Annotated in this window: 13 protein-coding genes; 1 reads left to right on the top strand and 12 read right to left on the bottom strand. The window is 68.1% G+C overall.

All coding sequences use genetic code 11. From position 1 onward, the window contains the following. Window positions 1-122 precede the first annotated feature (122 nt). From V6S02_RS15765 to V6S02_RS15710, 12 genes are all read right to left on the bottom strand, one after another. Entirely contained in the window at window positions 123-1757 is a 1635-nt protein-coding gene (locus V6S02_RS15765; RefSeq protein WP_336401591.1) for a DUF885 family protein, read from the bottom strand. Beyond that, entirely contained in the window at window positions 1754-2791 is a 1038-nt protein-coding gene (locus V6S02_RS15760; RefSeq protein ID WP_336401590.1) for an LLM class flavin-dependent oxidoreductase, read from the bottom strand. The genes V6S02_RS15765 and V6S02_RS15760 overlap by 4 nt, the downstream gene beginning before the upstream one ends. 2 nt (window positions 2792-2793) lie before the next feature. After that, window positions 2794-3975, bottom strand: coding sequence for a pyridoxal phosphate-dependent aminotransferase (locus V6S02_RS15755; protein ID WP_336401589.1), 1182 nt, complete (start codon window positions 3973-3975; stop codon window positions 2794-2796). Window positions 3976-4164: 189 nt separating this feature from the next. After that, window positions 4165-4725, bottom strand: a complete 561-nt coding sequence (locus V6S02_RS15750; protein WP_336401588.1) for an Lrp/AsnC family transcriptional regulator — start codon at window positions 4723-4725, stop codon at window positions 4165-4167. 191 nt (window positions 4726-4916) lie between these two features. Further along, complete coding sequence (locus tag V6S02_RS15745) at window positions 4917-6161, bottom strand: M24 family metallopeptidase (RefSeq protein ID WP_164478207.1); 1245 nt, start codon at window positions 6159-6161, stop codon at window positions 4917-4919. Window positions 6162-6253: 92 nt separating this feature from the next. Continuing rightward, complete coding sequence (locus tag V6S02_RS15740) at window positions 6254-7141, bottom strand: ABC transporter ATP-binding protein (protein ID WP_336401587.1); 888 nt, start codon at window positions 7139-7141, stop codon at window positions 6254-6256. After that, complete coding sequence (locus tag V6S02_RS15735; protein WP_336401586.1) at window positions 7138-7923, bottom strand: ABC transporter ATP-binding protein; 786 nt, start codon at window positions 7921-7923, stop codon at window positions 7138-7140. Before V6S02_RS15735 ends, V6S02_RS15740 begins: the two co-directional genes overlap by 4 nt. Then, window positions 7920-8834, bottom strand: coding sequence for an ABC transporter permease (locus tag V6S02_RS15730; protein WP_205782945.1), 915 nt, complete (start codon window positions 8832-8834; stop codon window positions 7920-7922). Before V6S02_RS15730 ends, V6S02_RS15735 begins: the two co-directional genes overlap by 4 nt. Next, window positions 8831-9844: an ABC transporter permease gene (locus V6S02_RS15725; RefSeq protein WP_124293991.1), complete on the bottom strand. Its 1014-nt coding sequence runs from the start codon at window positions 9842-9844 to the stop codon at window positions 8831-8833. Before V6S02_RS15725 ends, V6S02_RS15730 begins: the two co-directional genes overlap by 4 nt. A gap of 84 nt (window positions 9845-9928) precedes the next feature. Further along, on the bottom strand, window positions 9929-11524 hold the full coding sequence (locus V6S02_RS15720) for an ABC transporter substrate-binding protein (protein WP_124293992.1): 1596 nt from the start codon (window positions 11522-11524) through the stop codon (window positions 9929-9931). Window positions 11525-11550: 26 nt separating this feature from the next. Next, entirely contained in the window at window positions 11551-11955 is a 405-nt protein-coding gene (locus tag V6S02_RS15715) for a YybH family protein (protein WP_124293993.1), read from the bottom strand. A gap of 161 nt (window positions 11956-12116) precedes the next feature. Continuing rightward, on the bottom strand, window positions 12117-13049 hold the full coding sequence (locus V6S02_RS15710; RefSeq protein ID WP_336401585.1) for a dihydrodipicolinate synthase family protein: 933 nt from the start codon (window positions 13047-13049) through the stop codon (window positions 12117-12119). A 59-nt stretch (window positions 13050-13108) separates the two neighbouring features. On the opposite strand from V6S02_RS15710, the gene V6S02_RS15705 reads away from it, so the two are divergent. Further along, complete coding sequence (locus V6S02_RS15705) at window positions 13109-14266, top strand: NAD(P)/FAD-dependent oxidoreductase (RefSeq protein WP_336401584.1); 1158 nt, start codon at window positions 13109-13111, stop codon at window positions 14264-14266. The last annotated feature ends 4 nt before the right edge of the window (window positions 14267-14270 follow it).

Here is a 14270-nt window from a genome sequence, read left to right as displayed (position 1 = left end):
CGACTGTGTTTCGATGCACGGCCACATGTGTTTCAGTTTTGCAAACAATCACTCTTCATTGCGTGAAGTTTGGCTTTGACAAGCCTAACGTCAAACTCACCTTACATTCGATACCAATTCGGTTACGCCTGCGCAGGGGTCGCCTCGATCGCGTCGAGGTCGCTCCGATCCCCGAGGATCTCCCAGCGCTGCAGTGAGAAGGGCACGTTGCCGTTCTGCCACACCCGGTCGTGAAGGCGCTGCAGCGAGAAGCTCTCACCCTCGGCGACCATCGCGTCGGTGACGAGGCGCAGCAGCTGCTGCTTGCCCACGTGGTACGACATCGCGAGCCCCGGGGTCGCCAGATACATGGCGCACTCTTCTCGCGCGGTCTCGACGTCCATCGGGACGAGGCGGACGAAGAAGTCGATCGCCTCGTCGAGGGAGAAGGCGCCGGTGGCGAGGTTCACGTCGACCACGACGCGCAGGCTCCGCAGGCGGTTGAAGTTGTGGACGACCTCCTGCGAGTGGGGGGCGTCGTCGAACAGCCCGGCGAGCAGCATCAGCTCCTCGTTGTAGAAGGCGATGCCCTCGTTCGCGACGGAATCGACGTAGCGACGGCGTACCGGATCCGGGTTCGCCCACGACAGCGCCAGCTGCTTGTAATGGGCCCCCTCGTGGATGATCCCCAGGCGGGGGTCGCGGGCGTTGGCGGCGTAGAAGTAGGGCAGGTCCGGTCGGGGCGGCGGCATGTACGACACCCCGTCCTGGTCGAGCCGGTCCTGGTCGGTGAGGTCGTCGGTGACGCCGAGGAATCGGATCGGTTCGAGGTAGGCCGGCATCGGCGCCACGTGGTATCGCTGCAGGCCGTCGGGCTGCGACAGCAGGCCCTCGCGCTCGGAGAAGGCGCGCACCTCGGCTTCCTGGACGATCTGTCGCTGCACCTGATCGTCGATGGTCGCGGCGATCGGATCGGGCGCAACATCTCGGAAGCGGTTGCGGGTGACGGTCTCGGCGAGTACCGCGCGACGGTAGTCCTGCAAAGCGGCGCGGACCAGTTCTTCGGGCTCCTCGGCGATGAAGGCGATGTTGCGCAGGAACCAGACGAACTTCTCGCGCCCCACCGGCACCGACGGGACGAAGCCCGAGGCCTCGGCGTCCAGCCACTCGCCGAACCGCGCCAGCGCTTCGCCGGCAGCCGGCGCGAGGAGGCGCAGCTCACGGAGCACGTCGCCGGCGACGACACCGTCGAGGGCCTCGACCGAGGCGGGGAAGCGCTCGCGCATGCCGCGGAGCTCGAGAGCGGCCACGCGGGCCAGGTCGGCCACCCCCGCGGCCCGGAGGTTCTCCTCGGCGAGTGAGACCCGCTCGGGGATCGACCGGGCGACCTCGATGAGCCCCTCCTGGACCTCGGCGGCGAAGGGAGGCCGGGGAAGGAGCAGGTCGAACCAGGGGCCCAGGATCTGACCGACCAGGAAGACCGCATCCCGTTCCCAGTTGCGGAGCACATCGGTGTCCCACTCCATCCTGTTCAGCACCGAGCGCAGGAGCCGGAGATCGACCTGCCCGGCGACATCGCCGTCGGCGATCCGAAGAGCGTCCAGCCGCTCGCGGAACTCCGACACCGCCTGACGCCGATCCTCGATGGAGGCGGGAGTGAAGTCGGGCAGCCACCGGGGGTCGCGGCGCAGGCGTGGGATGTCGTCGGACGAGCGGAAGGCCGCGCGGCGCGCCCACTCCTCGATGTCGTTGGAGAGCGCGATCAGGGCGTCGTTCATGGGGTGCTCCTCAGGGCAGGAAGGACGCGGCGACCGAGCAGCTCGATCGCGGCGACGGGATCGGGGCCGAGCGGGGGTCCGAAGGAGAGATGGTCGACCCCGAGCGCCATCAGCTCCCGGCACCGCTCGATGACCGTGTCGGGGTCTCCGGAGATGCCGAGGGACAGCATCTGCGGGGTGATGGTGTCGATCGCCGCCTCCTCATCGCCCTCGCGCAGCGCGTCCGACGCCGCAGCGAAGTCCTCCGTGCGTAGGCCCGCCCGTTCCAGGAGGTAGGGCGAGAACGCCCCGCCGTAATAGGCGAGCTTGCGGGCGAGGGCGCGATCCGCCGATCGGCGGTCCTCGTCGATCGAGAGCCAGATGCAGGCGGGCATGTCGACCGAGGCCATCGTGCGGCCGGCGCGCTGTGCGCCGTCTGCGACCAGAGCCGACGCGGTGGTGAAGTGCTCCGGAGGGAACAGCAGCGCCAGAACGCCGTCGGCTTCTTCGCCCGCGAGCCCCAGCATCCGGGGGCTCATCGCCCCGATGTAGATGGGGACCGACGTCGGCGCGAGACGCAGATAGGCGTCACGGGTCCACCCCTCCCCCGCTCCGGCGACGTCCATCGGCCGCTGGCCGGACAGGAGCGCACGCACGGACCGGAGGGCTTCGCGGGTGGCGGTGAGGGGCCTCGGCTGCTCGATCCCGATCCACGACAGGAATTCGCCCGAGCCCGCCGCGAGGCCGAGCAGGAATCGTCCACCGGAGATCTCCTGCAGCGTCGCTGCCGTCATCGCCAGCTCAGCGGGATGGACGGAGTACGGATTCATGATGCCGATGCCGAGGTGGATGCGCGTCGTGCGCGTGAACAGCGCTCCCAGGAGTGCGGGCGCCGAACGCAACATCAGGTCATGGGAGACCCACAGCTGGTCGATCCCCGCCTCCTCGGCGGCGAGTGCCATGGCGCTCAGCGCCTCGAGGTCGAGGTCGTTGTTGACGCGAAGGCTGAAGCGAAGAGGCTTCTCGGTCGCTGAGCCCGTCGGCGATTCGGACATCGTCAGGCTCCTCGGACCGAGACACCAGAGCCGGTCGGCAGCGTCAGACGTGCGTCCCGCCACGTGAGGAAGCGGCCGAGTCCCTCGCGGATCGTCTCGTCGGCGGCCGCGAGCGACACCCGGAGATGGTGCGGGGTCTGCCGACCGAAGGCGGTGCCCGGAGCGAACGAGACACCGTGAGCGACGAGCTCGAGCGCTGCGCTGCGCGCATCGATGTCACCGGGGAGCGGAAGCATCAGATAGAAGGCACCGTGCGGGCGGACGATCTCGGTACCGGCACCGGCGAGGATGCCGACCGCCAGATCGCGACGCCGGCGGTAGGCGTCGCGCATCTCGCCGACGATCTCCTGCGGACCCGTGATCGCCGCCAGCGCGGCGGCCTGGGTGACGCTGGACACGCACGAGGACTGCAGCTCGAGGATGCGAACGACGGTGTCGGCGAGCCAGCTCGGCACGAGCGCGTATCCCACGCGCCATCCGGTCATGGCGTAGGTCTTGGAGAAGCTGAAGACCGACACGACGTGCTGCGGAGCCAGGGCCGCAGCCGTGGTGTGTCCCCCGTCGAAGACCATCTCGTCGTAGACCTCGTCGCTGATGACGAGGATGTCGCGCGACACGGCGAAATCGACGATCGCCGCCACCGTCTCGGCGGGCATCACCGCGCCGGTGGGATTGCTCGGAGAGTTGATCACGATCACCCGCGTCCGGGGCGTCACGAGCGCACGGATCTCGGCGAGGTCCGGCTGGAAGGCGTCTTCGGGACGCAGACCGTAGCGCACCGGAACGGCGCCGAGCAGGGTCGCCTGCATCTCGTAGTTCGGCCACGCGGGGTCGGGGATGAGGACCTCGTCCCCCGCCGCGACCACCGCCGCCATTACGGCGTCGACCGCCTGGACGGCGCCGTGGGAGATGAGAACGCGTTCGATCGGTGCCCGGAGGCCGTAATCACCCGCCAGACGCTCGGAGATCGCCTCACGCAGCACGGGGATGCCGGCGGTCTGCACGTAGGAGGTCTTCTTCCGCGCCGCTTCGAAGGCGGCGTCGATGATGTGTGCCGGTGTCGGGAAGTCCGGTTCGCCGATCTCGAGACGGATCATCGGCGATGACGAACCCAATGCCAGGTCCACGATCTCGCGGATGCCCGAGTGCGGCAGGTGCGACGCCGGAACGGCGGTGCGTGGCATCTCAGGTCCTTTCTGACAGGGGGGAGCCGAACGCACGACGGTGTGCGTCATCCGGAATCATTCGTAAACACCACAATGCTCTGGAATTTCCCATCGCCAAGAATCTTACGTGAAACTCCGAACATTTGAATTACCGTCCGCGCGCGCGGCAGCGCGCCGGCGTTCGCGGTCGAACCAGATCGGGAACCGTCAGGCGGCGTCGTCGCCGGAGTGGTCCTCGACGTCGTCCGCGGCGTCGTCGACAGAGCCCTCGAGCAGTTCGCGCACCGCGCGTTCGCGGATGACCTCGCCGAGGCTGAGGAACGTCTCGATGCGCTGGAGGCCGCGAATCGGCCAGATCCGATCCAGCAGCAGCGCCTGCAGGTGGGCATGATCGCGGATGCGGAACCGAGCGATCATGTCGAAGCTGCCGGTGACGACGACCAGCTCGGTGAGCTCGGAGATCGACCGGAGCTCGGTCAGGATCTCCCCGAGATCGGCGTCGGTCGCGAGCGTCATCGGGATGTAGACCAGCCCCGGGTAGCCGAGCGCCGACCAGTCCACGACGGTCGTGTACCCCCTGATGACCTGCTGCCGCTCCAGACGCGCGATGCGCTCGCCGACGGCCGGAGGCGACATCCCCACCGCACGAGCGAGCTGGCGCTGGGACACCCGCGGGTCGTCGCTGAGCAGGAAGAGGATCCTCCGGTCGATCTCGTCGAGTTCGACCACCGGGTGGGGCTTCTCCACCTCACGGGTCATGTTCGACATGGGCGAGCGCTTCGCGCGGACCTCCGGCGGTTCCTCCGGCGAGGATGATCGGGCCATGCCGTTCCTTGTCTGGTCGTGATGATGGTCTTCGTCGATCACTGTCGGATCGAGCATACGGTCGGCGTCCACCGGGGTGACAGCGGCACGCGAAGGGCTGCGGGGGTGCCACAAGAGGGAAGCACCCCCGCAGGTCAGTTGACGACGGGCGCGTTGGGGTGGTCGTTGATCGACGCGCAGCCGTCGTCGGAGAGCAGGAACACGTCCTCGACGCGGACCCCCACCCGGCCGGGCCAGAAGACCGACGGCTCGATGGTGAAGAGCATCCCTGCTTCCAGAGGCGTCTCATCCTCTTCGGAGATGTACGGCAGCTCGTGGACATCGAGTCCGATGCAGTGGCCGGTGCGGTGACGGAACCAATCTCCGTATCCCGCGTCCTCGATGACCGCGCGGGTCGCTCGGTGGACATCGCCTCCCGTCGCCCCGACGACCGCGGCTCGACGCCCGGCCTCCTGGGCGGCGATGACGATGTCGTAGACCTCGAGGTACTCCTCGTTCGGATCGCCGATGTGCACCGTGCGCCCGAAGTCGGAGCAGTAGCCCCGGGTGATGGCACCGAAGTCGAAGCTGACGCCCGACCCCGGGCCGAGCGTGTTCGTCGACACCCGCACCGAGGCATCGCGACCCAGCGCCGGCCCCATCGCCCAGACGCCGGTGTCGAACGAGGCACCGGGAGACCCCAGGCGCCGCATCTGCAGATCCACCTCGGCGGCGAGATCGAGCTCGGTCACCCCCGACACGACCAGAGGAGCCACCGCCTGCATCACGTGGTCCACAATGGCGGCCGATCGCCGCATGAGGGCGATCTCCTGGTCATCCTTGATCCGTCGGATCTCGTTGATGAGACCATCGGCGACGACGAACTCGGCCTCCGGCCGGTGGTTGCGCAGCTCGACGGCGGTCTCGGCCCAGGTGCGACCGGCCAGCGCGATCCGCTCCGAGCTCACGCCCTCGTGAGCGCAGTGCTCATCGGTCGGGCGCCCGCCGATCGCCACCACACCCGTACGCGCGCGGTAGCTGTCGAAGGCGCGGCGGAACACCTCGCGGCCGTCATCGCTTTCGGTGGCGGTGACCACCTCGCCCGAGACCCCCTCGGGGAGGTCGAACTCCTGGAAGTGGCGCGTCAGGACGAACAGCGGCTCCTCGCCGGGGCTGACGAAGGCCCCCGAGATCCAGTGGTTGGTGTAGCCGATGTTCCCGAACGACGGCGCACGTCGTGGGACCCCGGTGAAGTACTCCAGGTCGGACTGGGACGCGGGAAGGAACAGCACGTCGACGCCCGCGGCGTCCATCTTCTCCCAGAGCCGGCGTTGCCGCGCAGCGTGATCGAAGGGGGTCGAGAGGGTGTCGGTGCCCGACGCGGAATCGGTGGTGAGCATGGGAACAGTCTGCCTCATCTCACCGCCGTTTGGCTAGCGAATGTCACGTACATCCCGCCAATGCTTTGAACTTGAAAAGCCAGAGTGACCTTTCACATTACTTTCGTGACATCCTGTTCCACGGCTTCGGCGGCGACGAAGTGGCCGGGTGCGCATTCCACCAGTCGGGCGTCCTCGTCGCTCACCTCTCGCGGGACGCGCCGGTCGGGTTCGCTCGGCAGGGGCGCTCCCCGGCCCATCCGCGGAATGGCGCCGATGAGCGTGCGCGTATAGGGGTGACGCGGCTGTGCCCAGATCGCCTCGGTCGGCCCCGTCTCCACGATGCGTCCGAAGTACATCACCGCCAGGCGGTGGGCGATGGTGCGCAATCCCGACAGGTCGTGCGAGATCATCAGCAGTGCGACCCCCCGGGCGGTCGCGGTGTCCGAGAGGAGGCCCGCCACCTGCTGCCGGGTCGAGGCGTCCAGTGCCGACACCGGTTCGTCGGCGACGATCACGCTCGGATCGGATGCCAGGGCGCGGGCGATCGCGATGCGCTGGCGTTGTCCTCCCGAGAACTGGTGGGGGAAGCGCAGGAGGGCCGACGCCGGCAAGCCGACGGATTCGAGCAGCTCTCCGGCTCGCGCCGAGCCGCCGCGGGCGGAGATCGCATCCTGGATCTGGCGACCGATCCGGCGCCGCGGGTTGAGGGAGGAGTACGGATCCTGGAAGACCATCTGCACGGCACGGTCGGCCACCGGCCGGGCGCGCCGGCGGAGGGGCGCGAGTTCGCGCCCCTCGACCAGGATGTGTCCGGAGCTGAGCGGGTTCAGACCCACGATGGCCTTGCCGAGCGAGGACTTGCCGCAGCCGGATTCGCCGACCAGGCCCAGGACCTCGCCCGCCTCGACCCGGAGGGAGACCCCCGAGACCGCCCGAACGGTCTTCGCGCCGGGGACTCGGTATTCCACGACGGCGTCCTGCACCTCCAGTGCGCTCATGCGATGGCCTCCGTGTCGGGCAGGGCGTCCACGAGCGCCCGGGTGTAGTCGTCGGTGGGGGCGGCGAGCACCTCTCGCGTGGAGCCCGACTCGACCACGCGACCGGAGCGCATGACGTACAGGCGATCGGTCAGCACGTTCATCACCGCCAGGTCGTGTGTGATGAACAGCATGGCCATGCCCAGCTCCTGCCGGAGTCCCTCGAGAAGTCGGAGGATTCCGGCCTGCACGGTGACATCGAGGGCGGTGGTCACTTCGTCGGCGATCAGCAGCTCGGGCTCGCAGGCCAGCGCCGACGCGATCGCGATGCGCTGCCGCATCCCCCCGGAGAACCGGTGAGGATACGAGCGGATCGCGAGGTGCGGGTCGGGGATTCGGACGCGGTCCAGCAGCTCGATGCCGCGCTGGCGCGCCTGCTTGCGCGTCACCGATCGATGGACGAGCTGGTGCTCGGTCAGCTGTCGTTCGATGGTCAGCATCGGATGCAGGGACGTCATCGGGTCCTGGAACACCACGGAGACGCGGTCCCCCCGCAGCGCCCGGAGATCGCGCTTGCTGAGGGTCAGGACGTCGCGACCGTCGAACAGCACCTCCCCCTCCGTCGCCGAGCGATCGGGGATGAGCCCGAGGGCGGTCAGGGCGGTGAGGGTCTTGCCGCTTCCGCTCTCGCCGGCCAGCCCCACGATCTCGCCCGGGGCCACCGAGAGCGAGACCCCGTCGACCAGGGCACGACCGCCCAAGCGCAGGCGGAGGTCGCGGACATCGAGGAGAGGCGCGTTCACAGTTCCACCGCCTGCACGGCGCGCGAGGTGCGGGGGTCGAGCGCGTCGCGGAGCGAGTCGCCGATGAAGTTGAACGCCAGCACGATGCTGAGGATCGCCACGCCCGGGAAGAGGGCCACCCAGTAGTTGTAGAACACCCGCGACCCTTCGGAGACCATGGCCCCCCACTCGGGGGTGGGGGGCACCGCACCGAGACCGAGGTAACTGAGCCCCGCCAGCAGCAGGATGGCGTTGCCGAGTTCGAGCGTCGAGATCACGGCGATGGGGCCGAGGATGTTCGGCGCGATGTCGCGAAGCAGTGTGCGAAGCGACGATGCACCCAGCAGCCGGGAGGCGGCGATGAAGTTGCTGTCGCGCAGCCCCAGCACGAGCGATCGGGTCACGCGCGCATAAGCGGGCCACGACACCACCACGATCGCCAGCACCGCATTCACCAGCGACGGGCCGAGGGCCGCAGAGACGGCCATCGCCAGGATGATGGCGGGGAAGGAGAAGAACAGGTCGACGATGCGCATCAGGACGGCATCGACGGCGCCACCGAAGTACCCCGCGACGGCTCCCACCGTCGAGCCGACGATGAGCGAGAGCGCGACGAGCATGATGGCGATGGGGATGCTGATGCGGGCGCCGTAGATCACGCGCGAGAGGACATCGCGCCCCACTCCGTCGGTGCCGAAGGGATGCTCGAGCGAGGGCGGCAGGAAGCGGGCCGAGTCCTGGGCGAGCGGATCGTAGGGAGCCAGCAGCGGCGCGAAGATGATCACGACGATCCAGAACACCACGATGACGATGCCGACGATCGCGAGCGGACGCCGCCACGCCGCGGGGAGGCGCCAGCGCGGCATCCATCGACGACCGTCTGCCGCCTCGATGGGATCGACCGTGTCGAGGGCCTTCTCTGTGGTGCTCATGCGCGCCGGATCCTCGGGTCGATGATGCCGTACAGGATGTCGGTGATCAGGTTCACGAAGATGTAGATCAGCGCGACGAAGATCGTCACTCCCACGATCGCCGACAGGTCGAGCGTGGAGGCCGCCCGGTAGGCGTAGGAGCCGATGCCCGGCCAGGCGAAGATCTGCTCGACCAGCACCGTTCCCGCCAGAAGCGACGCGAAGGCCGTTCCCACGACGGTGATCACCGGCACGAGCGCGCCGCGGAGGACGTGACCGAAGACGACCGAGCGGGGACTGAGGCCCTTGGCTTCGGCGGCGCGGATGTACTCCTGTCCGAGGACGTCGAGCACGGAAGCCCGGGTGAAGCGCATCAGCAGCCCCACCATCGGTGCCGACAGCACGATGGCGGGGAGGATCAGGTGATCCACGGCCTGGAAGAACAGGGGCAGGTCGCCGGCCAGCAGCGAGTCGATCGTGTAGAAGCCGGTGACACGTGGCGGCGGGATCTCTCCCGCGTCCAATCGCCCGGAGGAGGGGAACCACTGCAGCCGGGTGGCGAAGATCGAGGTGGCGATCAACGCGAACCAGAAGATCGGGATGGACACGCCGCCGAGGCTGAATGCCCGCAGCACGTTGTCCACCGCGGTGTTGGCCCGCAGGGCCGCCACGATTCCCAGCCCGCCGCCGACCACGACGGCGATCAGCGTGGCCGAGAGCGCCAGCTCTGCAGAGGCGGGCCCGAACAGCATGAGATCGGTCAGGACGGGGCGCGTGGTCTGGACGGAGTCGCCGAGGTCACCACGGAAGAGCCCGCCGAGATAGATGAAGAACTGCTCGTACAGGGGGCGGTCGAGCCCCATCTGCCGGCGCATCGCCTCGACGATCTCGGGGTTCGCAGCGGCCTGTTCGCCCAGGCGCGCCGTCGCGGCGTCGCCGGGGAGGACGGCGGTGAGCACGAACGCCACCAGGATGGTGCCGACGACCAGGAGAAGGGCAGCGCCGAGACGTTTGGCGATGAACAATGCCACGCGACGACCTCGATCTGGATGGGGTGGGGGGAAGGGGAGGAGAGCACGCTCCCGGATGCGTTCCCGGGAGCGTGCTCCCCGTGCTCAGCGACCGATGGCCGCGATGTCGAGCGAGAATACCGGGTCGTACGCGACCTCGCCGACAGCGGACGTGGACACCACCGACGCCGCGGGCTGGAACAGCGGCACGATCACACCGGCTTCGTTGCTGAGCTCCTGGAACTCCTGGTAAAGAGGCTCGCGTGCCGCGGGGTCGATCTCGCTGCGCACTTCCTCCATGACCGCTTCGATCTCAGGCGCCATCCCGGCCGTCCAGCCGGCGCGTTCGCCGACGATCCCACCGGGGCCGAACGCGAGGTAGTCGGCCGAGTCCGGGTAGTCCGGGTTCCACAGCCACAGGCCCATCTCTTCGGTACCCGCGCGGTAGCTCTCGAGCGTCGTCGCGATCGGGCCGGGAGCGAGGTTGACGGTGATGCCGACCTCGGCGAGCTGTGCCGCGATGCGCTCGGCGAACGGGCCCATGCTCAGACCGTTGCTCGAGAAGTCGCTGGCGTATTCCAGCTCGACGGTGACATCGCCACCCAGTCGCTCGACGGCAGCCTGGGCGCGCTCGACGTCGCGCTCGACGGCGCTGTCTGCTCCGAGCGCCCCCAGATACGACGAGGGGATGATCCCGTAGGCGCGTTCTGCGCCCTCGCCGGCGAGCTCGAGCATCGCATCGAAGTCGATGCCGTACCGGACGGCCTCGCGGAAGTCGGGCGACGAGGTGATCTCGGAGACCTCGGGGTTGGCGTTGAGGAAGAAGAAGAACATCGTCGGCGCCTGTGCGGTGTCGATCACGACATCGCCGCCGAGACCGTTGATCTGGTCCGAACCGAGGTCGAGCGCGATGTCGGCCGTCCCGCTCTGGATGTCCATCAGCTGCGCCTCTGCGGTGGCGTTGCGCAGCACGACGCGGTCGTACACCGGCGCCTCGCCCCAGTACTCGGGGTTCGCCACGAGCACGGTCTCGGTGGTCGTGTCGAAGGTCTCGAGCATGTACGGTCCGCTGCCGGCGGAGGTGGTGTTCAAGAACTCCTCCGCCGTGTCGGTCTCGGCGGCATCCTCGGCGTCCGTGCCGCCGTTCTCGCTCACCAGAGCGCTGTTGACGATTCCGAGCGTGGGGCTGGTCACGATGGCCGGGACCGCGGTGTTCGCCGTCTCCGACGTGATGACCACGGTGGATTCGTCCGGCGAGGTGACGCTCAGGCCGCTCATCAGGAAGGATCCGTTGCCCTGGACGTTCTTCACGCGGTTGAGCGAGAAGACGACGTCTTCGGCCGTCAGCGGGGTGCCGTCGGAGAACGTGATGCCGTCGCGGATCGTGAAGGTGTACTCCGTCGCGTCGTCGTTGACGGACCATTCGGACGCCACACTCGGCAGCGGCTCGGTGGCATCCCCATCCGCGAAGGTGAGGAGGCTGTCATAGACCGCGTGCAGCACGATGTTTCCGGTGGTCTCGAACATCCGCGCGGGGTCGGCCGTGACGAGGTCGAAGGACTTGTCGATGACGAGCGATTCGCTCTGCTCGCCATCGGGCTGGTCGGTGTCGGTGTCGGCCGGAGCCGCGCACGCGGCGAGGGCGAGGGCCGTGGCGGCGACGAGGGTCGCCGCCGTGAGGAGCCTTCTGGGTGTTTTCACGGGACTCTTCTTTCTCGGGTGGGGGGTTACTGCTCGGGCAGGACGTCTTCGTGATTGTGGACGAGGAGCCACGTGCCCTCTCGCCGCCGCCAGACGCCGGTGTTCCGGACACGTTCAGGGCGGGCGGCGGGATCAGTGAAACGAACGGTGAAGGTGTGCCGGACGAGCGCGAAGTCGTCCCAGACGTCGATGACCGGTTCGGTGACGTCGATTCCGGCGACGGCCGCGACGCTTCCCGCGGGCCGGCTGTCGCGCAGCGCATTCAGGCCCGAGAGCCCGAAGACCAGGGGCTCGTGCTCGGTGTCCCAGAGCGTGACGTCTTCGGCGATGTAGCTGTCGGCTCGCGCACGGTCACTGGTCAGGTAGGCGTCGTACATGGCGTACACGGCGTCGTGCAGCCACTTCTCGTCGTCGGTCACGGGTGCTGACATGTCACTTCCTCGGTGTTGGGGGGAACCGCGGTTGCTCAGATGGAAACAGATTCTTCGTTTCAGCCGTATTTCGTAAAGAGAAGTCCGTCTCACGTCTTACGTTCAGAAGAAATCTGACGGATCAACCGGCCGTTTGTCTATAGGGAGTTGCAATGGGATCGTCACAGTCCGAGCTGGCGGGTCACGTCGTCCAGCTCGTCGATCACGGCGCCGATGCGCCCGAGACGCTCTTCGCCCTCCGCTCCCAGCTGCGCGAACGTCGTCAGCGGCGGGCGCACCGTGCCCATCGGGAAGCCGGCTCGCTCGGCAAGCCGCTTGGAGTAGCACTGGTGACCGTAGGTGGGGTGCCCCGCGGCGATGATCGCGTCGAACCGCTTGATCAGATCGTCGATCCGTCGAGCATCCTCGATGCGTCCTTCCTCCAGCAGACCCCAGATTCCCGCGGAAGCGCGGGGGATGTAGTTGCCGTACGGATTGACGTACCCCTTCGCGCCTAGGAGGTAGGAGTCCACCACCCGCTCACCCGCGTAGACGGTGATGGCGTCGCCGGCGAGGTCGATCACGTCGCGCACGCGCGCGATGTCCTGGGAGGACTCCTTGATGTACGAGATCGTGGCGAAGTCCTTCGCCAGACGCGCGACGAGCTCAGCGCTCATGTCCACGTTCGAGGTGACGGGATTGTTGTAGAGCATGATCGGCAGATCGACCGCTCCGACGATCGCTTCGTAGTGACGATAGATCTCGTCGTCGGTGGGCGTGTAGTAGTAGGGGGGCACGATCATCAGGCCGTCCGCCCCGAGGTCCTGCGCCTCGACGCTGAACTGCACCGCCCGTGTCGTGGAGGCGTCGGCTGTGCCGACGAGGACGGGAATCCGCCCGTCGATGTGCTCGACGGTCGCCCCCACCAGCTCGCGACGCTCTTCCGGCGTGACCGACAGGAACTCGCCCGTCGTTCCGAGCATGATGATTCCGGGAACGCCCTCCGCGAGCTGCCAATCGAGGAACGCATGCAGCCGGTCGAGGTCGATCCGGCTGAGGTCGTCGGTGAAGGGCGTGACCGCGACGGTGTAGGAACCCGAGAAAGTGGCGGGCATGAAGTGACCTCTCTGCGAACAACTGTACGTAAAGTGAACACCCAGGATACGGTGTAGGCATGGTGGATCGGAAGCATCCCGGGCATGTCTTCGATGTCGCGGTGGTCGGTGGCGGCGCGAGCGGGGCTTCGGCGACCTACCATCTGAGCCGGGCCGGACTCGATGTGGTGCTCCTGGACCGCAACGATCTCAATACCGAGGCGTCCGGGCGAAACGCCGGAAGCCTCCACGGTCAGATCCAGCACGAGCCGTTCCTGGAGGAAGGTGCCGAGTGGGCGGAGGCATGGCTGCCCGCACTGCGATTCCTGGCCGACTCCCTCACGCTCTGGGACGATCTGAGCGACGAACTGGGCACGGATCTGCAGGTGGCCAAGAAGGGCGGCATCCTCGTCGCAGACGACGTGAGCCAGCTCGCCGCGATCGAGCGGAAGGTCGCGCTCGAGAATCGGATCGGCATTCCCAGCCGGATGCTGTCCGCCGACGAACTCCGAAGCCTCGCGCCGTGGCTCAGCGATGCCGTCGTCGGCGGAGAGCTGTGCCCCATCGAGGGGAAGGCGAATCCCCTGCTCGTCGCGCCGGCCTTCGCGCGCCGCGCCGTCGAGGCGGGAGCCCTCGTACGCACCCAGACCCCGGCGGTGGGCTTCGATCGCGACGGCGACACGCGCGTCATCCGGACCCCCGGCGGTGATGTGCGGGCGCGGCGCGTCGTCCTCGCGGGAGGGGACGGGATGCCGGACCTGGCCCGCCACTTCGACCTCGACCTGCCGATCTCGAGCGGCGCGGTGCAGGTGAGTGTCACCGAGCGCGTCGATCCGATGGTGGCGCACCTGTTCTACTACGCCGGCGGAAAGCTGACCTTCAAGCAGGCGCAGTCCGGCACCCTGCTCATCGGCGGCGGATGGCCGGCTCGGCGCAATGCCGCCGGGGAATGGGTCGTCAACCCCGACTCGCTGCGTGCGAACCTGGCGATGGCGATCCGCATCGCCCCGATGATCGCCGACCTCGCGCTCCTTCGCACCTGGACCGGCATCGGCAACGGAACCCCCGACCACCGGCCGATCATCGGCCCCGTGACGGCCGAGGGCGACGTCGTCGTCGGGTTCTATCCGTACATGGGCTTCACGGCGGCCCCCCTCATGGGGCGGATCCTCGCCGATCTGGCCCAGGGCAAGGATCCGGGACTCGACCTCGCGCCGTTCGCCCCGACCCGGTTCTGAGCGG

Source organism: Microbacterium sp. CCNWLW134 (genome assembly GCF_037083565.1).
In the GTDB taxonomy this organism is placed as follows: domain Bacteria; phylum Actinomycetota; class Actinomycetes; order Actinomycetales; family Microbacteriaceae; genus Microbacterium.
Note: the sequence above shows the minus strand (reverse complement) of the source record. Positions and strands in the feature narration are given on the sequence as shown.